This is a genomic window from Rothia sp. P4278 (assembly GCF_048512945.1).
Taxonomy (GTDB): Bacteria; Actinomycetota; Actinomycetes; order Actinomycetales; family Micrococcaceae; genus Rothia.
Genome location: NZ_JBLXXU010000004.1, coordinates 37,036 through 56,508, shown reverse-complemented (window position 1 = coordinate 56,508; position 19,473 = coordinate 37,036). Strand labels below are relative to the sequence as shown.

The window sequence follows — 19,473 nt, the reverse complement described above, 5'->3', positions numbered from 1 at the left end:
TGCCTATGGCAATCTTCAAGAAGGCCCGCAGGGCACCGCGTCTTCCCGCTTCCGGTTTTACGGGCAAGCGCCGGGGAGTTTCTTCCTCCTCGGGATACAAGCCAACCCTGGCGATCATTCTTCTGGTTCTTCTGCTGGTCACCGGTGTTCTCTGGTTGCGATCCCATAACTGGGATCTCCGCGCCGGTTTTGAGAGCATCACCGGTGGTGGACGACCGGTCAGCACCGGCTTCGCGGGCTCAGGGGTCGAAACCTACTCGACTGCCTCCCAGGTCCTTGAAACCATCACCGTGGCCAAACCCTATAGCGGGGGCGGTTACAAGCGTTCAGCTTTCGGCCAGGCCTGGGAGGATATTGACGGCAATGGGTGTGACCAACGCAATGATATTCTGGCCAGGGACCTCACCGACCTGGACCTATCTAAGAACTGTAAGGTGCTTTCCGGGACCCTTACTGACCCCTACACCACCGAGATCATTAGCTTCAGGCGCGGTGAAAAAACCAGCGAAGCTGTGCCCATTGACCATGTTGTAGCGCTCTCTAACGTCTGGAGTTCAGGGGCCTGGCAGTGGAGTCTCACAGAGCGCACCCTCATAGCAAACGACCCGCTCAACCTCCAAGCAGCCGGGCAGTTCAGCAACACCACCAAGTCCAATAAGGACGCCGCTAGCTGGCTCCCCCAAACAGGCTACCGGTGCGAGTACGTTGCCCGGCAGATTTCAGTCAAGGCTGCCTATCATTTGACCATCACCTCAGCGGAAAAACGAGCCATGCAGGGGGTCCTGGCAACCTGCCCAGATCAGCCCGCCTACCGTTCCAGCTTTGCTCGTGGCTAGCGCTTTGACCGGCTTGCCGGTGTGTCACCCAGCGCAATAAAGACACTCACAGAGATCTCCCCGGTTAAGGTTAGATGTGCCACCTGTCACCAAGGCCCGGAGGAAGACCTTGACCTACACCTTTGAAGGCTACCGGGGCGGAAGCCGTGAATACCGGCGGCTGCTCACAGCCCTCTTTGCTGCGGGGGTCGCAACCTTTGCCCAGCTCTATTCCCCCCAGCCACTGATTCCCCAGATAGCCCGCGACCTGGCTATCTCAGCGGACCGCGCCGCTCTCACCATCTCCTGCTCCACCGCCGGTCTTGCCCTCTGCACCCTCCTGTGGGCGGCATTAGCTGACCGTTGGGGGCGGGTGCGCACCATGACCCTAGCTCTGTGCGGGGCAACCCTTCTGGGGCTCATAACCCCCTGGATCCAGCTCTACCCTCTGCTCCTTGTTCTTCGAACATTCGAAGGGGCCTTTCTGGGCGGTGTTGCGGGGCTGGCGGTAGCCGTCATTGTGACAGAAGCCCATATTTCGGTCCGGGCTGCGGCCGCCGGGCTTTATATCTCAGGAACCAGCGTGGGCGGGCTCATCGGTAGATTACTCTCCGGGGCACTGACCGAACTGTTAAGCTGGCGGGTAGCTATGTTCTCGGTCTCCTTCACCGGCTTCATGGCCGCGCTAATCTTTATCGTGCTCATGCCTGCCTCACATGACCGTCCCTGCCAAAGAACTGCAGCCTCTGCCCCCTACGCTGACAGCTCCTGGGCAAAAGTGGGGGCACTGCTGCGCAACCGTCAAGAAGTAACCCTCTTCACCGCAGGGTTTGCCCTCATGGGTGCCTTCGTCAGCATCTACAACTACATCGGCTTCAAGCTCCAGGCCGCTCCCTACCACCTCTCACCGCTCCTGCTCTCTTTTATCTTTCTGATCTACCTGCTGGGTACAGTTTCGTCGGGGTTTGGCGGTAAGCTGGCCCAGCGCGGAGGGCTCAAACGGGTTTTCCTGGCGGCCTGTCTGCTCATGGCTGGAGGAATCCTACTCACCCTGGCCCGCCCCCTGCCACTGGTCATAGCTGGCCTAGCGCTTCTGACTGCGGCTTTCTTTGCCGCTCACGCGCTTGCCTCCGGCTGGGCAGGTGCGCTGGCTGGCCCTGCAAAATCGCAGGCGACTGCGCTCTATAACTCCTTCTACTACGGGGGTTCAGCTCTTATCGGTTGGGGGGCAGGGCTACTTCTGCCCCATGCAGGCTGGGAAGGGCTGGCGCTGAGCTGTACCGCCTTGGTTTTCTTCTGCTGTCTGCTCTCTGCGCTCTATCTCCCCTCTCAAGGGGCAGACACTGCGGGATAAGAACTTGTATGCCATCAGCTAGGGCAAAGGCCCGCCACCGGGTGTACCGGTAGCGGGCCTCAGCAACTTACCCTCTAGGGCCTATTGAGCTGATGAGTCATGTTCCTGGTGCTCCAGCGCCTTCTGGCGGGCACGGGCTTTCAGAGTTGTTCCCTGGTTGTTACGGTGAATGAAGAACCAGCCAAGGGCAAGCAAGGCGTACCAGAAAGGCATAGCAATCAGGGCCTGGCGGGTGTCTTCATAGCTAAAGAGCAGGACAATAACACCCACGAAGAAAGCCAGAACAAGGTAGCAGGTGTAGATGCCGCCGGGGAGCTTATAGACAGATGACTCGTGTAGTTCGGGGCGGGTCTTACGGTACTTAATGTAGCTGACCATAATCAGAGACCAGGTTACTACGGTGAGCACCGAGGCCACGGTGGTCACCAGTGTAAAGGCCTCAATTAAGGAGTCTCCCGAGTAGAGCAGGATAATGCCTGAGAAGAGTAGCACCGTGGTGAGGAAAAGGCCATTGCGCGGTACACCGTTCTTGGAGAGGCGGCCAAAGATAGCCGGGGCGCTACCGGTCTGAGCCAGACCGAAAATCAGGCGGGAGGTAGAGAAAATACCCGAGTTGGCCGATGAGGTAGCGCTGGTCAGCACCACAAAATTAATCAGGTGTGCGGCAATAGCTAGCCCTGCCAGGGTGAACATTTCAACGAAGGGGCTCTGCTCAGGGTCAATAGTGCGCCAGGGTGTGACCATCAGAATAACTGCCAAGGTCAAAACGTAGAAGACGATAATACGAAGAGGCACCGCGTTGATAGCGCGGGGAAGGGTCACAGTGGGGTTCTTGGTTTCGGCAGCTGTAGTGCCTATGAGCTCGGCACCCAGGAAAGCGAAAATACCGATCTGGAAGGCCGCGAAGAAGCCGCTGGCGCCCATGGGGAAGAAACCGCCGTCATTCCAGAGGTTTTCCACCGATGCCCGCTGTCCGCTGGGTGAGGTAAAGCCGGCAATTACCATAATCGCTCCCACGATGATAAGAAGGACGATGGCAACAATTTTGATCAAAGCGAACCAGAACTCGATTTCGCCAAAGTTCTTGACGCTGGGCAGGTTCAAGGTAAGGAGCAAGCCAATCAAGCAGACAGCGGGAATCCAGGCGGGTAAATCAGGCCACCAAAAGTGGACATAGCCGGTAATGGCGATAATATCGGCAACGCCGATGACAACCCAGGTAAACCAGTAGGACCAGCCCATGAGAAAGCCAGCACTGGGCCCCAGGATATCGGTGATGAAATCGTTGAAGGTTTTATAGCTCAGGTTAGAGAGGAGTAGCTCTCCCATGGCCCGCAGAACCAAGAAAATGACGACCCCAATAATCGCGTAGACCAGAAGCAAGGATGGGCCAGCCAGTGAAATCGTTTTGCCGGAGCCCATGAAGAGGCCGGTACCAATCGCTCCACCGATAGCGATGAGCTGAATATGCCGGTTGGAAAGCCCGCGTTGCAGGCCTTCCTTTTCTTCTAGGCCCGGTGTGTTCTCGGTTGTTGCCATAAGCACCCCCTGATGTTGTTGTGTCCTGTCTGCTTTTGCCCTCTTCATCCGGGGCCAGTGGGTCCCTGGGAGGGATGATCAGGCTCATAAGACTAAGTGGTTATGGTCAAGTCTAAGCCCTCTTGCTCCTCATATCTTTCAGTACCGGGTAGTAGGTAGGATTCATGATAAATTGATGAAAGTTCGCTCACTCCAAAAAAACATAATTTAGATGGGAAAAATCGCGTGGACGCTCTCCAGCAGGTACTCGATGAAACCAGCCGTATCATTTGGGGTCCCTGGCTTTTGCTACCGCTTCTCGTGGGCACCGGCATTTTTCTGACTGTCCGCCTGGGCCTAATTCAAATCAGACTTTTTACCAAGGCAATGAGCCTGCAGTTTGGTCGCCGAGCCAGGCAGGAGGGCGCAAAAGGTGACATTTCATCCTTCCAGGCTATGAGCACGGCCCTGGGGGCAACGGTGGGTACCGGCAACATTGTGGGTGTCGCTCTCTCCCTGAGTATCGGTGGCCCCGGGGCGCTCTTTTGGATGTGGGTTACCGCTATTATCGGCATGGCCTCTAAATACTCAGAATGTTTTTTGGGTGTCCGTTTCCGTCACCGTGACAAGATGGGGGAACTAACAGGAGGCCCCCAAGCCTACCTGCAACGAGGCATCCCTAACCGCTTTGGCAAGTTCCTGGCAACAATGTTTGCTATCTGCTGTGTTTTCGCCTGCTTTGGCATTGGTAACATGACCCAATCCAATGCCATCTCCGCTAACCTGGAGCACTCCTTAGGGGTACCATCCTGGGCTACCGCCCTTGTCCTTGCCCTCCTAACTGCCTTGGCTCTTTTGGGTGGCATTAAGACAGTCTCGAAGATTGCCGCTTTTTGTGTTCCCCTGATGATTCTGCTTTATCTAGGCTTCGGTGGCTACATTGTGGCACGTAACGCCGCTATGATCCCGGAGGCCTTTGCCATGATTCTGCGGGGAGCTTTCACCGGGCAAGGAGCCCTGGGCGGGGCGGTCGGTGCAGGAATGATTTTTGCCCTACAGGTCGGTGCCCAACGCTCCCTCTTCTCTAACGAGTCAGGGATGGGTACCGCCTCTATCCCCGCTTCAGTTGCCACGACGTCGCACCCTGTGCGCCAGGGCCTGGCCTCCATGACCCAGACTTTCGTGGATACCCTTGTGGTGATTTCCATGACCGGTTTCATTCTGCTGACCACGGGCACCTGGACTAACTCCGAACCGGCTACTGCCACCGCCCAAGCATTTTCCTCCGGTATTCCTGGGCCCTGGGGCGGCTATGTGGTAACCCTCTGCCTGGTGCTTTTGGGGTATTCAACCGTGCTGGGCTGGTCCTACTACGGTGAGCGCGCCCTTGAGTCCCTGGGCGGCGGTAAACGAGCCATTACTGGCTACCGCATGGTCTTTGCCCTCATGTGCGGGCTGGGCGCAGTCGCTCCCCTGTCCGTAGTTTTTACTTTCTCCGATATCATGAACGGCCTGATGGCTATCCCCAACCTCATTGGCCTCATCATGCTCTCAGGCCTGGTCGCCCGTGAAACCAAGAAGTACCTGACCCACGACCCCAACTTTGTTGCCACGGTCGATACTATTGACGGCTTCATGTACGGCCTACCCGGTGGCTTGGATGCCCAGATTGACCACGAGGTAGACCTCAGCCAAAGCGAACCCGCCCTAGAGCACCCCGACACCACCCGCCTCAAAGTAATCACTCAGAAGATGATTGAGGAAGACCTTATGACCAAGGAAGATTCCAAGGTCTACGATGTGTCCGTTGAGCAGGTGCATACCGGGAGCATCCCCCTGGTCACTGGTTCTCTGCCGATTATCCAGCAGGCCAAACCCACCTTTGGCTCCCCCACCGATCCCAGGGCAGCAGAGCCACCTCAATCCTAATTAGGGGGCGGGGTCTATAATGGGTGCCTTAGCTACCGGTGGCGCTTAGAGTTTCCGCGAGCACCGGCTACCCTTTCAACCTCGCAAGGAGAGTTATGGAAACCAATAAGCAGAAGCAAGACCTCGAGCAGAAGGCAGCACGCACCGCTGCCGGGGAAGATTTAAACGCTCCGGTGCCCGAGAAGTTCCACCGTCAGCCCTACTCTTTTGTTCGTCGCGGTGACCGCCTGACCGCCCGCCGCCAGAAAGCCTGGGATGCTTACGCCCCCACCCACCTGCTGGACCTCCCCCGCAATATTGGTGACACCTCAGTTGCCGAGGGTGCCGTCTTTAACCCTGAAGAGCTCTACGGCCGCGCCGGTGCGCCCCTGGTCCTTGAAATCGGCTCTGGCCTGGGTGAGGCCATTGTCCACCGGGCAAGTCAGGTCCCCGAAGCCAATTTCCTAGCTGTTGAGGTTTACACCCCCGGCATTGCCGACCTGCTGCTCAAGATGGGCCAGGCCGGGGTAGAGAATGTGCGTGTAGCGCAGGCTAACGCCCCAGAGCTACTCGATAACCTGCTTGAAGAGAACTCTGTCGATGAGCTGTGGGTTTTCTTCCCCGATCCCTGGCATAAGGCTCGCCACCACAAGCGTCGCCTGGTCTCCCCGGCTTTTGCCGATAAGGTAGCCCGCGTGCTCAAGCCCGGCGGTACCTGGCGACTGGCAACCGACTGGGAAGAATACGCCCTGGTTATGCGTGAAGTTCTCGATGCCCACCCCGACTTTGTGAACGCTCACGCCGGTGAGAACACCAGTGAGGATGACCCCGTTGGCGGTTGGGCTCCCCGCTGGGAGGGCCGTGTGGTGACTTCCTTTGAGCGTAAGGCCGGTGAGGCTGGCCGCCGCGCCCACGACCTGACCTATATCCGCCGCTAAAGCTCGGTATATAAAGAGACCATCATAGAAAAGCCCTGCCCATCTAACAAGGGCAGGGCACAGTGAAAGCATTTAAGGTCAAAACGGTTCCACGCAGATTATAGATAGTGGTAATAGTCTTTTCATCCGCTATTTCAGGTTCTCTTACAAACCCTGGCGACAGATTTATTTTTTTACTACCTCTAGTGCTACTCCATAACCTCCAGTATTTTTGAGAAGATTTTGAATTTCTTCAAAAGTATCTAAATCACCGCTGTAGCTCACAGTGATGAGTGCTTTTTCATTGTCGCAGGTAACTGTCTTAGATACAGAAACTGATGGTGATATATTCTCTAAATTTTTTGTAATCGCAGAGTGGGAATCCAAAGCCGAATCAACATCTTCAATGCTCGATAAACCACTACAGGTGGGGCGATCTGTTTGCCCCTCAGATTTATTACCCAAAAAACCCAAAACACCCACGGCCAAAATACAAACAAAAAATAAAGCTGAAATAAGTACAAACAATGTTTTTTTATTTTTCATTTTTATCACCCATATTACCTTTGCTGAGTTTCAAGATGGTAAGTCATATCACAAGCGAGAATCATGTTTTCATCATGGGTGGCAATCACAACATGTGAACCCTGATCTGCAACGGCTCTTAATAATCTCTGAACATTATCCCGATTGCCTTCATCCAGACTGGCAGTAGGTTCATCAACAAAAAGGTAGGATGCCTCCCGATAAAGAGCCCGGGCAATTCCCACACGCTGTTTTTCACCACCGCTTAACCTACTAGCTTTCTCACCCTGTCGGCCATGAAGAGAAACACTATTCAAGACTTTCTCCATCTTATCTTTCTCCCTTCTTGGAACGTGCTGGGCTACGGCAAGGTTCTGCGCCACTGTCCATTCATCAATGATTCCATAATCCTGGAATACGAACGCCGCCTCATCTCTCCAAAATGATAATCTTTTTTTATTCGACGGATTACTAAAATCTCTACCGTCAATCTCAATAGATCCAGTAGTTATTGGCTGAAGAAGACCAAGGCAATTAAGTAATGTAGTCTTACCGCTTCCACTCTCACCTATTAAGCCAGTAACCCTCCCAGGCTCAATGAATATTTCATCAATAGCCATAATAGTTCGCCCCTTAATCTGAACACTAATATCGCGTCCTCTAATCATCAGGAAACCTTTCTAAGGACAGTTTTGGAAAATATAAATTGAGCAAATGATGGTTGCAATATCAAACTAAGGGTTACACACAGAAGAACAACTCCAAAACATGCAAAATTATAGGAGCCGGCTTGACCAATCACGCTTATCCAGGCAAGAACCCCAAGAGCTGTAGCTATTATCGCTTCACCCAAAAGACGCTTTCTAAGGATAGCTAGCCAGCTATTACCTGATACTCGCTGGGTATAGTGAGTCTTCGCCTTACGAAGAAGATAAATATAGCTTGCCAGTACAGTACTAAGGACAAGAGAAGTCATATTGAGCACAAGAGACAGAAGTAGCGACCTAGTACGCGCTTCTGCCATCTGGCTTGACTGCAGGCCAGCATCGCTTGCCCGATCTACGGAAAGTATGACCCCACTCAGTTCTGATTCTTGCACCTTCTTTGTAAGCTCAAAGGAATCGTCAAAAAATATATTATTTGTTGAAATAACTGACGTGATTAAAGAAGGTGAGTAGGTATCAGAGAGTGAGCTAACAGATACAACCAATGGAGTTTCATAGAGCTCTAACTGAGAGTTTCCAGTACCAGAAATAGCAGGCAGGGACCCTTGCTCAGCAGGCACGAGAAAACGAACTCTATCCTGCGCTTGGCTTGAGGGAATCCACAGTTTTAATTGCTCTAAAATAGACTCTCTCAAAGCAATCGGTATTTCTTTTTTATCAATATCCACATATTTACGATGGTAACGATCTTCAAGTTTTTTCAGATAGCTATCATTAGTAAGCATAACTCCATCAAAAGGCTCAAGATTATCCCCTAGAAATTCACCTGGATTGACACCATAGGTGAAGTACAACTTATTTTCATCTTCTGCATCTGTAACCACCCTCAATAAATCTCCCTCTGCCTGGGTTAACTGCTCATCATTACCCCCTAGCCGTAAGCTCTGCGCCTGAGAGAGAGCATCCCAATACGATGCCTGCTGGGCAATTCCCAGCTGAGTGAATCCCTGCCCAACCAAGGCAGGAAGACTCACTGCAGTAATAAAAATTGCTAGGTATTTCGCTCCTTCTGAGGCAAACCGATAATTCTGAATCCCATCCTCCCGACCTGCTACATTCTCTAGCCGTGGTGCCGTCAAAATGCTGGTCAAGAATACACACAAGCCTGTTATTAGCACCATAGCGACAAAGGCAAGTAGCGCAACCCAAATAAAGGAGCCCAAGGCATGGAATCCCCTGAGAAGGAAGACGGCTAACAGGGCAACAAGAAAAGTTCCTAGAGCGGGAACACAAAAACAAAGCAAAATATTACCCAACTGGGCAGCAAGTATCCGCCAGTGAGGTAAGCCGGCAAGAGTCTGTAGTATATGGACTCTTGCTCGTGATGCAGAATAGGCTAAGGAAGCTATACCAAGAAGCAGGCATACGCTCACCAGAGCCAAGCCATAGCCGTTTGCCCACACTGTCTGTACGAGAACCTCAAACCATCCAGCTTTTTTATAGGAAAAAACTGCTCCTAGACTTGTCAGCTCTTTCGAGAGGATGTCAACATCGTCAGGTGAGGAGATATGGGCGACATAAACCCCTTCTAAAGAAGCGTTTCCTAGGTCAGCTGCGACCTCTTGAGAACCGCTGTAATCTGGACGATACCAGTTGATTGGCCCTGTCTGAATATCTTTGTTGGTAAAATAGTACAGAGACCTGTCCTTGAGAAAATTTTCAGGATTCGGGACAACTTTTGCCAGTTTAATATTTCTTTCATCAGAAATATGTGAAAGACGGTCAATAATTTTATTTTTGGTTTCTACGCTCTGCTTGAAGCTTGCTGAAATAACAAGATTCGCCCCCTGCGGAGTATTTTCATCCACGGTAGCACAATAGGTGTCAGCGACTAACAAAAAAACTGATGCAACAAGAACTGCTACTAAACGAACAATATATCTCACATCAACCCTTAAAAATAAATTTATTTTCGGCGCTAAGCTAAAGCCTAGGGAAAATTTAAATTTGTCCTAGGCTTTAGTCCAAAATAGGCCTCAACTAAATCTAGCAAACCCTATAATAATACTTATTATTAGTAAAAATAGTACCGAATTTCTTCGCAACTGCACGTTTCCCAGCAGCGGTGTCGATGTTACGAACGGTACCCCAGTCATTCTGAGCTGTGGAACCATGACAGCGAGACCCGTGATCGTAATAGGAGCGGGCGTATGCGTTCCAAAAACCATATTCCCAATAGCCACCTTCAGCAGGCCATTGAGCTGAAGCATTAGCAGCAGTCATAGCTCCCAGTCCAACCCCAGCTACCAAGGTAAAACTTGCAACCATTTTTCTAATCTTTGTGGGGAATATTTCTCTCCTTTGATTATATTCCGCTTAGGAGTCCTGTGACTACCACAGGAACCTCAGGAAAATACATCAATAAAGCGCGGAAAGTGATTTATAAATCACCACGCCTGATATTTATTATCTCCTGACACCTATATCTAAAAGGTGTTGAAAATCATACTACAATAGGCTTTGTGTGTTTGGCAACCCTGGACGTAATTAATCCCTTAGCGGGGGCGGTAGAGCACCACGGCCTGGGACTTGGGGCGGGGTGCCGGACGCTGTCCGCGCGCCAGGTGCACCGCACCGCCAGACGTCCCGGCGGCAAACACACGAGCGCCCTCCTGTAGGCGGTGGCGTAGGACCTCATTTTCACGCAACAGCTCCGCGTTACGGGCTTTGAGGGCCTCTACCCGGTTCTCCAACTGCATGATGCGTTTAATCCCCTCGAGGGAGACACCGGACTGGGAAAGCTCCTGAATCTCTTGGAGCTTGAGCACATCCCGCTCCGAGTAGCGGCGAGCCCGGCCCGGAGCTCGTGAGGGCTGAACCAGCCCCATGCGGTCATACTGGCGCAGAGTCTGGGGGTGCATACCCGCCAACTCTGCGGCCACAGAAATCACAAAGACCGGCCGGTCAGATTCAAGTTCCATGGTTACTCAGCCGCCTTCCGCAAAAGCTCAGCCCGTAGGTTAACCTGAGGTGCCAGCGCCAGGAAGTTATCCAAGGCATCAGAGGCCTCCTGACTCAGGTCGGTAGGTACCTGAACCTCGGGAATGACCAGTAGGTCGCCGCTACCCTTCTTGGTGACGAAGCCCCGCCCCTTGGCCCGCAGTTTCCGGCCGGCTGGTGAGCCGGCAGCCAAGCGGAGTTTGACGGTAGAACCATCGAGGGTGGGCGCTTCAATAACACCACCGTGCAAGGCTTCTTGCAGGCTGACAGGAACCTTGACCAGCAGATGATCACCCTGGCGTTCAAAAACGGGGTGGGCATCGACTCTCACCCTAACGATGAGGTCGCCCGCTCCCCCGTGACCGGGGTGGCCTTTGCCGCGCAGGCGGACTTTCTGGCCGTCCTTAACTCCGCGGGGCAGACGGACCGTGGTTTGGGAGCCTCCGGGGCGGAAGACCGATACTTCACCGCCCTGGTAGGCCTGTTTCAGAGAAATGCGGACGCTAGTGGTGGCATCCTCGCCCTTGGGAGCCGGAGCGGAGAAGCCGCCGGGGAAGCCGCCCCCGCTGCTGGCGCCGAAACCGCCGCCACCGAACATGCCCCCAAGTAGGTCCTCAATATTAATGTTGGCGCCGCCGGAGGAGGTATGAAAGCCACCTGCGCCTGCGGGAAAGCCACCGGCGCTTCCAGGAAAGCCACCTGCGCCTGCGGCGCCTGCGGGAAAACCCCCGGGGAAACCACCACCAGCCCCTGCGAAGCCTGCAGCCCCGTACTTGCGGATCTGGTCGTATTCTTCTTTTTGCTTGGCATCTGAGAGGACGTCGTAGGCTTCGGAGACCTCTTTGAACTTCTTTTCTGCGGCTGTGTCCCCTGGGTTCTGGTCGGGGTGGTACTTGCGGGCTAGCTTGCGGTAGGCCTTCTTGATGTCTGCCTCGGAGGCAGACTCAGCTACGCCCAGTACCTTATAAAAATCTTGATGGAGCCAGTTTTCGCTCGCCATTGCCTCTCCTTCCGAGGTAGATCTTAAGTCTTTTATGCTGTGCTTATTATCTTGGGGTCTTGCTCACGGCAAACCCCTCTTCATGTGTGCAGGTAGGGGCAACCCAGTATTTGGTTCCCTGCCTGGTGTAAAAGGCGGGCACCCAACCTGATCTATCAGGCCGGGCGCCCGCCCCTTGTCTGTTTTATTCGGCCACTGCCACAGCTACCTGGGCGGTGCGGACCAGGCGGTCCTTGACCCGGTAGCCATTACGCAGGACCATGCAGACTGCATCCGGTTCAACCTCGCTGGTCGGTTGCTGCAAAACAGCCTCGTGGACCTGCGGATCGAAAGGCTCCCCTACCTCGCCAAAGCGCTCTAAACCTTGCTTAGTGAGGGTCTCTTCCAGCTTGGTTGCGATAGCGGCAAAGGGACCATCTTCCAGGTCGCCGTGCTTGCGGGCGGCATCAATATCGTCAATCACCGGCAACAGCGCAGAAACTAGGTCAGCAACCACGAAGTCGCGGAGCTGTTCCTTCTCCTTGGCCGTGCGGTTCTTGAAGTTGGTGAACTCAGCCTTGAGGCGAAGCAGGTCTTCCAAACGCTCAGCCGCTAGGGCCGCATCGGGGCTAACCTCAGCTTCTGATTCCGCTTCGGCGGCGGCAGACTCTTCGCCTGCCGCAGCCTGAGCGGAAACACCGTCGGGCTCAGGGTGGCCCTCAGCAGCAGGTGCCTGGAAGGCTTCTTCCAAGGGGTCACCGCCCTGGGGTTCTGTGGGCTCTTGGGTGTTCTCAGCCATGATTAGTTCTTCTTCTCGTCGTCTTCATCGATTACTTCGGCATCAACAACGTCATCGTCTTCAGCCTGTTCCCCCTCGCCGGCGGCGGCATCAGCCTGAGCCTGGGCGTAGAGAGCTTCACCCAGCTTGGTCTGTGAAGCCTGCAGCTTCTCGAAGGCGGTCTTGACGGCTTCGTCGTCTTCACCTTCAAGGGCGGCCTTCAGGGCGTCAACGTCAGCCTGAACCTCGGTCTTGACATCCTCGGGCAGCTTGTCGCCGTTTTCCTTGATGAGCTTCTCGATGGAGTAAGCGGAGTTCTCGGCGGCGTTGCGGGTCTCGGCGGCCTCGCGGCGTGCCTTGTCCTGCTCTGCGTGAGCCTCGGCGTCCTTGACCATGCGGTCGATGTCGTCCTTGGAGAGTGAGGTACCGCCGGTGATGGTCATGGACTGCTCCTTGCCGGTGCCCTTGTCCTTAGCGGAGACGTGAACGATGCCGTTAGCATCGATGTCGAAGGTGACCTCGATCTGGGGTACGCCGCGAGGAGCGGGTGCGATACCGGTCAGTTCGAAGGTGCCCAGGTTCTTGTTGTCGCGAGTGAACTCGCGCTCACCCTGGAAGACCTGAATCGATACGGAGGGCTGGTTGTCCTCAGCGGTGGTGAAGGTTTCAGAGCGCTTGGTGGGTATCGCGGTGTTGCGCTCAATCAGCTTGGTCATCACGCCGCCCTTGGTCTCGATACCCAGGGAGAGGGGGGTGACGTCAATCAGCAGAACGTCCTTGCGCTCACCCTTCAGCACACCGGCCTGCAGGGCTGCACCCATGGCGACGACCTCATCGGGGTTAACACCCTTGTTGGGTTCGCGGCCACCGGAGAGTTCCTTGACTACCTCGGTTACTGCGGGCATACGGGTTGAGCCACCGACCAGAACGATGTGAGCGATGTCCGAAACCTTGACGTCTGCCTCAGCGATAACGTCGTTGAAGGGCTTCTTGGTGCGCTCGATCAGGTCGCTGGTCATGTCCTGGAACTTGGCGCGGGTCAGCTTCTCGTCCAGGTGGATGGGGCCCTCGGGGGTAACGGAGAGGTACTGCAGGGAGATGTTGGTGGAGGTTGCAGAAGAGAGTTCCTTCTTGGCCTGCTCAGCGGCCTCACGCAGACGCTGGAGAGCGATCTTGTCCTTGGACAGGTCGGCACCGGTCTTGGACTTGACCTGCTCCAGGAGCCAGTCAACGATGCGCTGGTCCCAGTCGTCGCCACCCAGGCGGTTATCGCCCGAGGTTGCGCGAACCTGGATGGTGGAGAAGCCGTCTTCGTCCTTACCAACTTCGAGCAGGGAGACGTCGAAGGTACCGCCACCGAGGTCGAATACCAGGATCAGTTCGTCTTCGTTGCCCTTGTCCAGGCCGTAGGCGAGTGCTGCGGCAGTGGGTTCGTTGACGATACGCAGGACGTTGAGGCCTGCGATTTCACCGGCTTCCTTGGTGGCCTGACGCTCAGCGTCGTTGAAGTAGGCGGGAACGGTAATAACTGCGTCGGTGACCTTATCGTTCAGGTAGGCCTCCGCGTCACCCTTGAGCTTCATGAGGGTACGAGCTGAGATTTCCTGAGCGGTGTAGGGCTTGCCGTCGATCTCCTGGGTCCAGGTGGTGCCCATATGACGCTTGACGGATGCGATGGTGCGGTCAACGTTGGTAACTGCCTGACGCTTGGCGACGTCGCCTACCAGGACTTCGCCGTCCTTGCTGAAGGCAACGACGGAGGGGGTAGTGCGGGCACCCTCGGCGTTTGCGATAACGACGGGCTCGCCGCCTTCGAGGACTGATACAACTGAGTTGGTGGTACCGAGGTCAATGCCTACTGCACGTGCCATGATGTGTTCTCCTATTGAGTTGGGTTACTTGAAAGTCTTGCAAACATCTTGAGTCAAATAGGCTCAATCCGTTTGGCTCACTCTCTAGTGTGACAGATTTGAAACAGAAGTCAAGAGAGTTGAGTGTAAAAGACTCAACTTTTTTGCAATAAATTTGTTCATCTGCAGCGGGCAGTCAGGCCACCCCAGGCAAAACACCCACTTCTCAGCTCTACAGGCTTCACGACCCCAGCACCCCGTTACTTGATTCAATACCCCTGGGGGTATAATTATTTGTGAAAGATTCCTCGCTTTAGGAGAAAATAATGTGCCGTCCTGTTAACTGCAAGCTGTGTTCTAAGACCACTTGGGCTGGCTGTGGTCAGCATATAGATACCGTGAAGGCTTCAGTCCCTCCTGGACAATGGTGCAATGGCAAGCATACTGAAGCAGAGAAAGCGGTAGCTGTACCAAGCGGTGGCTTCTTCGCCAAGCTCTTTGGGCGCTAACCTTGCTTGTCCGATTCTAAGTGTGTGCCGGGTAGTTACCTAGTATCTTTCTGGGCAACGCAAAAGCCCCGTAGGTGTGTGGCCTACGGGGCTTTCGTCATCTCGAAAGAACTCAAGAAACTGGCGTATGGATACTCAACAGCTCACTGCTGTATGAACCGGAAGCTAGACAACCTCTCAAGAGCACCCATCAAGTGTGTGTACCTGTGTATTATACACAAGCCATCGAAAACTCTCAGCGACAGGCGCCTACAACGCCGCCAAAAGGAGCTTTTTACTCTTTGCTCTCAACCAGGTTTCCACCCAGAGTTTTTTGAGCCAGCTCCTTAGCATCATCTACATTAGAGAACACACCCCAGTGATCATCGGCCAAAGACCATTGCCCATCTTCTAATTCCCCTAGGTCACCAAAATCTTCTCTGGTAAATTCACTCGCCGAGAAGAGCCCCACCATCATTTTAGGATTCTGAGACATATCAGCAGACATCAGGGTCTCCAAGCTAGTCATATCCACCGAGGAGCAGAAAAAGACCTGAGTGTCATCGGGAATATCTTCAACCTGATCCAGGGGCTTAGCGTCATTGAGCACAGTGTCCTGATAGTCAGCGCAGAACTCCATCCCTTTCTCTTTACCTATTTCTGTCATGCCCTGAGTAAGGTCCTCATAGGTCTTGGTTTTTGGGCCAGACAGCAGAAAGAAACTACTCGCAAGAGCAATGACCACGCCCAGGACCAGCAGAAGACCAATCATCAAGCCTTTTTTACTCTTCGGGGCAGGCTCCCCCGCTCCAGGCTGAGCCGGCGCAGGAGACAGATTACTCTCGTGCTGGGGCAAATCTGCCCGCCCATCAGCCAGGGGCTCCTGGCCAGGGGTAACTCCCTGCTCAGAATGAGGAGTATTAGTCTGCTCAAGCCCAGGAGTATTTTCAGGATGGTCGGGGTTCTCCGGGTTCTGCGGGTTCTGCGGGTTCTGCGGGTTCTGCGGGTTCTGCGGGTTTTGCGGAGACTGGGGATTATAGGGATTTTGAGACACAGCTTGCCTTCTCTCTCTTCTTATAACCAGGGCATCTGAGATGACCTAGAACGTCCCTGTAAAACTATCATCTTCTCTTCCGGCTGGAGAACAATATTACTTATCGCGCTGACTACCCTGGTCATCAACAGGCACTTCCAGGGGCCGGTTATCTTGTCTTCCTAGGTCAGCTTGGGTTCTCGGATCATCTTGGGTTCCCTGGTCATCCTCCAGTGATCGGTTGGATTCCAAACCCAGGCGTGCACGCTCTTCGGCAATAATTTGCGAGGCCATCTTGGAGTCTGAAATATCCACGGACTCGGCGGCTGAGTCCTTGGCCGCCGAGATGCGGGCGTATTCGTCAAAGAGCTGGGATTTGATACCCAGCAAGTCAATCATGCGTTCGTCCACGGTATCTGCGCCGAGCAGGCGGAAGACATCCACGGTGTGGGTTTGGCCCATACGGTGAGCTCGGGCAATAGCCTGGGCCTCAATAGTGGGTTTGAACTGGGGTTCAGCCAGCACCACAATAGATGCGCTTTGAATGTTCAGTCCAGCACCGGCAGCGGTAATTTGGGCCAGTAGGACGGAGCCGGAGGGCGCGGTGGCTAGGCCGTCAACGGTATCTTGGCGGTCGGTGGGAGGCATAGCGCCGGTAATAAGGCCGACAACCTTGTCACCAAGGGCGGCTTCGAGACGGGAGAGCACGCTCAGGAAGAAGGAGAAGACCAGGACCTTGCGGTCGGCGGCGGTGGCTTCTTCTACGATTTCGAGCAGGCGCGTGAGTTTGGCGGATTCATCGGCGGACCAGGCGGCGCGGCGCATAAGGGAGAAGTTTCCATCGGCTACGGCCTGGCGGTAGGCATCGGTGTCACCGGGGGTGAGTTCGAGCCAGTCGCGGTGCTCGGTCATATCCGGTAGTTCGGAGAGCACGTCTTTTTGGTTGCGTCGTAGGTAGGCGGGGGCAATGCGGGCCCGGAATTCGCTGGCTAGGAGGCTGTCCATGCCGGCTTCGGCTACCAGCTGGGGTTGCAGGTAGTCCACCAGGGTGACGAACTCACTGACCTTGTTTTCCATGGGGGTACCGGAGAGGAGGACGGCGTATTCGGCACTGCGCACCAGGGCGGATACTGCCTGTGAGCGCTGGGCATCCTTGTTTTTGATGAGGTGGGCTTCGTCGGCTACCACGGCGTCGGCGCGCCAGGTGCCGTCGGAGTAGAGGCGGGCACCGTCGTAGGTGGTAATCAGTAGGCCGCCTTTAGCTTTCCAGTTGGAGAGGGCTTCTTCGCGGCTGTCGCCGTGGGCCAGGTAGGTGCTAATGGCGGTGAATTTTTGGGTTTCGCGCTCCCAGTTGATGACGAGAGAGGCGGGGCAGACCACGATGAAGTGGGTTTTGCCCTTATTGGCCAGGTGGGTGAGGGCGGCAAGAGTTTGCATGGTTTTACCGAGGCCCATTTCGTCGCCCAGGATAATTTTCTTTTGGGCCAGCATGAATTTAGTGCCGTAGTTTTGGTAGCCGCGGAGGGTGGCCTTGAGGCCGGTAAGGTCGAGGGGGAATTTGCGGATGCGTTCGAAGATTTCAGCGGGCAGATAGGCGTCGCCGATGGTTTCGTTACCCAGGTAGTGGGCAAGGAGGGCCTGGTGGGCGGCAGGATCAGCTAGGTAGCCTGCCCAGGCTTGGTCGGCGGTGAGCCAGGTGGCCGCAGGTACGTTCAGGGGCGCATGGGTGCGGCACCATTCTAGGTCGGTGAGGAGTTGCTGGTAGTCGGTGGGATCATCGCCCACAGCGATGAAGAGGGGGCCGGTGGTGGGCACGGGCTGAGTGAGGAGGGGCGCATAGCTGCTCAAGCGATCCAGCAGGTCGCTGTCGCCGATAGTGGAGTCAATGACGCGCAGACGGTCGAGGCCGATGAGGATGCGCTCGGCGGCCGGGGTGCGGGTTTGGCCCAGGTTTTCTTTTTCTTGGCCTGCGGCTTCGTCGAGCAGGCGGGTGGCGGCCGCGTAGATTTGGGCGGCGGTGGTTTCCCCTACCCCGGGGATTCGGGTGAGGGCGGCAGGTGAACCTTGGGAGAGAACCTGGGCGACGGTAGTGATGCCGGCTTGGGTGAGTGGCGCGGTGCGCACAGTTCCACTGGTAATATCCCGGAGCTTATCTACGGGCATATCGGCCAGAGTCAGCTGGGCACGTTCTGCTTTGAGAGCCTGCATATCCCTTCCCATGCCGGTCATCAGCTGAGCACGTTCGGGAGTGTTAATGGCCTGCCAGATGGCCAGGTAGGCAGCATGGGCCTCTACAGGTACTTCTTCAAAGACAGGGTTTTCCCACTGCTCACCCGCAAAACGGGCAACAGCACGGGCAGCTACGTCCCTGAGGCCCAGCTTGTTCTCGGCTAGGGCAGCTTCGGGGCTGATGGTATCGAGCTGGGCTAGCTGCTCAAAGAGGGGCTGGAGCCTGCTCACAGCCGATGAGGTACTGACTACGCGTTCGGAGAGAGCGGCGGTAGCGGCCTCAGCGCGCCGTTTCTTCTCACCGCCACCGAAGAGCTTACTGACCAGACCGCCGGAAGCGGCCTGAATATCTGCGGTCATCTGGGCCAGCCCAGCATCGGCAGCGGCTAAAGCACGCAAATCATCCAGGGTCGCGGGGCTCTGCTGACGCCAAAACTGCTGGTGAAGCCAGGAACTCAACCCCGCAATACTCTGGGGCGAGAGCGGCGCAAACCGGTAAAGGGACCCGCTATAGCCCTCGGGCAAGCTAAAACGCGGTGCGGTTGGCTGGCTCAGCTCGTCCAAGGCCTGGCGGCTACGCTGGGCATAGCCCTGAAGTATCTCTGCCTGGCGCAAAAGATCAGCTGTCATGGGGTCTCCTTAAAATTTATGCCTTGCCCCAGAGCGTGAAGGGCCGGGGATAGGTGCTCTGAGTCCCATTATGGCCCAGCAGACCGGCACTGTGCGATAGCCTGGAGCAAAAGGAAAGGAAACCTTTGTGCCCACATTCACCAGCGCCGATGATTTAGGTAGCTTCATGCTGGAGGCCCACGCGCAGGCCACCCAGCTGGGCAAACTGGCTCAAGGCCCCTACCTGGTAGCTATCGACGGGCGGAGCGGCTCAGGCAAAACTACCCTGGCCCGCCAGATACAAGATATTCTGGCAACCGCCGGAACCACCGTTGAGCTCTTCCACCTCGAGGACCTCTACCAGGGGTGGGACGGCCTAGCTCAGGCTGTGCAGACCTGGCAGGAATTAGCGCTCAGCCTGACCGGGGACGGCACTGACCCAGGGCCCACTCCCCTCTGGTACGGCTGGGACTGGCAGAGCGGGCAAGCAACCGGCCCGCATATTTTTACCCCAGCCCAGGCACCGGCCGGCAGTATTGTCCTGGCCGAAGGGGTTGGCGCGCTCTGCGGTACCCACGACCTGGGAATCCTCATAGAGCTAGATACCCTCACTCGCAAAGACCGCGCTCTGATCCGTGACGGTGACACCTACCGCCCCTACTGGGACAGGTGGGCCCTGCAGGAAGAAGCCCTCTATAGCCACTACCGCCACATCTACCATGCGGTACAGGTCACCTACCGCCCAACTGAGGGCCCCCACACCGTAGAATATGCTTGGCCCGAGACCACCCGATAAGCAAAGAGG

At 55.4% G+C, this 19,473-nt stretch carries 16 protein-coding genes; 5 read left to right on the top strand and 11 right to left on the bottom strand.

Annotated features, from left to right (window positions below; genetic code table 11):
- Positions 1–5: 5 nt before the first annotated feature.
- Together ACN085_RS08415 and ACN085_RS08410 are read left to right on the top strand one after the other, a co-directional pair.
- Positions 6–836 carry an HNH endonuclease family protein gene (locus tag ACN085_RS08415; protein WP_419111233.1) on the top strand — a complete coding sequence of 277 codons (831 nt, stop codon included), beginning with the start codon at positions 6–8 and terminating at the stop codon, positions 834–836.
- A gap of 109 nt (positions 837–945) precedes the next feature.
- Positions 946–2,169 carry an MFS transporter gene (locus ACN085_RS08410; protein ID WP_419111232.1) on the top strand — a complete coding sequence of 408 codons (1,224 nt, stop codon included), beginning with the start codon at positions 946–948 and terminating at the stop codon, positions 2,167–2,169.
- Between the two features lie 81 nt (positions 2,170–2,250).
- Here ACN085_RS08410 and ACN085_RS08405 read toward each other — a convergent pair whose 3' ends face one another.
- Entirely contained in the window at positions 2,251–3,708 is a 1,458-nt protein-coding gene (locus ACN085_RS08405) for an amino acid permease (RefSeq protein WP_419099958.1), read from the bottom strand.
- Between the two features lie 225 nt (positions 3,709–3,933).
- Here ACN085_RS08405 and ACN085_RS08400 point away from each other — a divergent pair, with 225 nt between their 5' ends.
- Positions 3,934–5,616 carry an alanine/glycine:cation symporter family protein gene (locus ACN085_RS08400; protein WP_419111231.1) on the top strand — a complete coding sequence of 561 codons (1,683 nt, stop codon included), beginning with the start codon at positions 3,934–3,936 and terminating at the stop codon, positions 5,614–5,616.
- A gap of 95 nt (positions 5,617–5,711) precedes the next feature.
- Positions 5,712–6,533, top strand: a complete 822-nt coding sequence (gene trmB / locus ACN085_RS08395; protein WP_419099960.1) for a tRNA (guanosine(46)-N7)-methyltransferase TrmB — start codon at positions 5,712–5,714, stop codon at positions 6,531–6,533.
- Positions 6,534–6,698: 165 nt separating this feature from the next.
- On the opposite strand, the gene ACN085_RS08390 is transcribed toward trmB, so the two are convergent.
- The 10 genes from ACN085_RS08390 to ACN085_RS08345 form a co-directional block, all read right to left on the bottom strand.
- The gene (locus ACN085_RS08390; RefSeq protein WP_419111230.1) at positions 6,699–7,058 is read right to left on the bottom strand and encodes a hypothetical protein; all 360 of its coding nucleotides are present in this window, start codon (positions 7,056–7,058) and stop codon (positions 6,699–6,701) included.
- A gap of 14 nt (positions 7,059–7,072) precedes the next feature.
- Positions 7,073–7,657, bottom strand: a complete 585-nt coding sequence (locus tag ACN085_RS08385) for an ABC transporter ATP-binding protein (RefSeq protein WP_419111229.1) — start codon at positions 7,655–7,657, stop codon at positions 7,073–7,075.
- A 47-nt stretch (positions 7,658–7,704) separates the two neighbouring features.
- Positions 7,705–9,648 carry a hypothetical protein gene (locus tag ACN085_RS08380; RefSeq protein ID WP_419111228.1) on the bottom strand — a complete coding sequence of 648 codons (1,944 nt, stop codon included), beginning with the start codon at positions 9,646–9,648 and terminating at the stop codon, positions 7,705–7,707.
- Positions 9,649–9,748: 100 nt separating this feature from the next.
- A complete protein-coding gene (locus ACN085_RS08375) occupies positions 9,749–10,030 on the bottom strand; it encodes a lactococcin 972 family bacteriocin (RefSeq protein WP_419111227.1) in 282 nt (93 codons plus the stop codon).
- Positions 10,031–10,257: 227 nt separating this feature from the next.
- On the bottom strand, positions 10,258–10,683 hold the full coding sequence (locus ACN085_RS08370) for a heat shock protein transcriptional repressor HspR (protein WP_419099961.1): 426 nt from the start codon (positions 10,681–10,683) through the stop codon (positions 10,258–10,260).
- A 2-nt stretch (positions 10,684–10,685) separates the two neighbouring features.
- Positions 10,686–11,702 carry a DnaJ C-terminal domain-containing protein gene (locus ACN085_RS08365; RefSeq protein ID WP_419104358.1) on the bottom strand — a complete coding sequence of 339 codons (1,017 nt, stop codon included), beginning with the start codon at positions 11,700–11,702 and terminating at the stop codon, positions 10,686–10,688.
- Positions 11,703–11,886: 184 nt separating this feature from the next.
- Positions 11,887–12,480, bottom strand: a complete 594-nt coding sequence (locus ACN085_RS08360; protein WP_419099963.1) for a nucleotide exchange factor GrpE — start codon at positions 12,478–12,480, stop codon at positions 11,887–11,889.
- A 2-nt stretch (positions 12,481–12,482) separates the two neighbouring features.
- Positions 12,483–14,330 carry a molecular chaperone DnaK gene (gene dnaK / locus ACN085_RS08355; RefSeq protein WP_419099964.1) on the bottom strand — a complete coding sequence of 616 codons (1,848 nt, stop codon included), beginning with the start codon at positions 14,328–14,330 and terminating at the stop codon, positions 12,483–12,485.
- Positions 14,331–15,092: 762 nt separating this feature from the next.
- On the bottom strand, positions 15,093–15,851 hold the full coding sequence (locus ACN085_RS08350) for a hypothetical protein (RefSeq protein WP_419111226.1): 759 nt from the start codon (positions 15,849–15,851) through the stop codon (positions 15,093–15,095).
- Positions 15,852–15,947: 96 nt separating this feature from the next.
- The gene (locus ACN085_RS08345; RefSeq protein WP_419111225.1) at positions 15,948–18,689 is read right to left on the bottom strand and encodes a DEAD/DEAH box helicase; all 2,742 of its coding nucleotides are present in this window, start codon (positions 18,687–18,689) and stop codon (positions 15,948–15,950) included.
- Positions 18,690–18,816: 127 nt separating this feature from the next.
- Between ACN085_RS08345 and ACN085_RS08340 the strand changes: the two genes are divergently transcribed.
- Positions 18,817–19,464: a hypothetical protein gene (locus tag ACN085_RS08340; protein WP_419111224.1), complete on the top strand. Its 648-nt coding sequence runs from the start codon at positions 18,817–18,819 to the stop codon at positions 19,462–19,464.
- Positions 19,465–19,473 lie beyond the last annotated feature (9 nt).

Coding starts and splice junctions, on each gene's coding strand:
- ACN085_RS08415 (WP_419111233.1), top strand. CDS start 6: ATGGCAATCTTCAAGAAGGCCCGCAGGGCACCGCGTCTTCCCGCTTCC.
- ACN085_RS08405 (WP_419099958.1), bottom strand. CDS start 3,708: ATGGCAACAACCGAGAACACACCGGGCCTAGAAGAAAAGGAAGGCCTG.
- trmB (WP_419099960.1), top strand. CDS start 5,712: ATGGAAACCAATAAGCAGAAGCAAGACCTCGAGCAGAAGGCAGCACGC.
- ACN085_RS08390 (WP_419111230.1), bottom strand. CDS start 7,058: ATGAAAAATAAAAAAACATTGTTTGTACTTATTTCAGCTTTATTTTTT.
- ACN085_RS08385 (WP_419111229.1), bottom strand. CDS start 7,657: ATGGCTATTGATGAAATATTCATTGAGCCTGGGAGGGTTACTGGCTTA.
- ACN085_RS08375 (WP_419111227.1), bottom strand. CDS start 10,030: ATGGTTGCAAGTTTTACCTTGGTAGCTGGGGTTGGACTGGGAGCTATG.
- ACN085_RS08370 (WP_419099961.1), bottom strand. CDS start 10,683: ATGGAACTTGAATCTGACCGGCCGGTCTTTGTGATTTCTGTGGCCGCA.
- ACN085_RS08365 (WP_419104358.1), bottom strand. CDS start 11,702: ATGGCGAGCGAAAACTGGCTCCATCAAGATTTTTATAAGGTACTGGGC.
- ACN085_RS08360 (WP_419099963.1), bottom strand. CDS start 12,480: ATGGCTGAGAACACCCAAGAGCCCACAGAACCCCAGGGCGGTGACCCC.
- dnaK (WP_419099964.1), bottom strand. CDS start 14,330: ATGGCACGTGCAGTAGGCATTGACCTCGGTACCACCAACTCAGTTGTA.
- ACN085_RS08345 (WP_419111225.1), bottom strand. CDS start 18,689: ATGACAGCTGATCTTTTGCGCCAGGCAGAGATACTTCAGGGCTATGCC.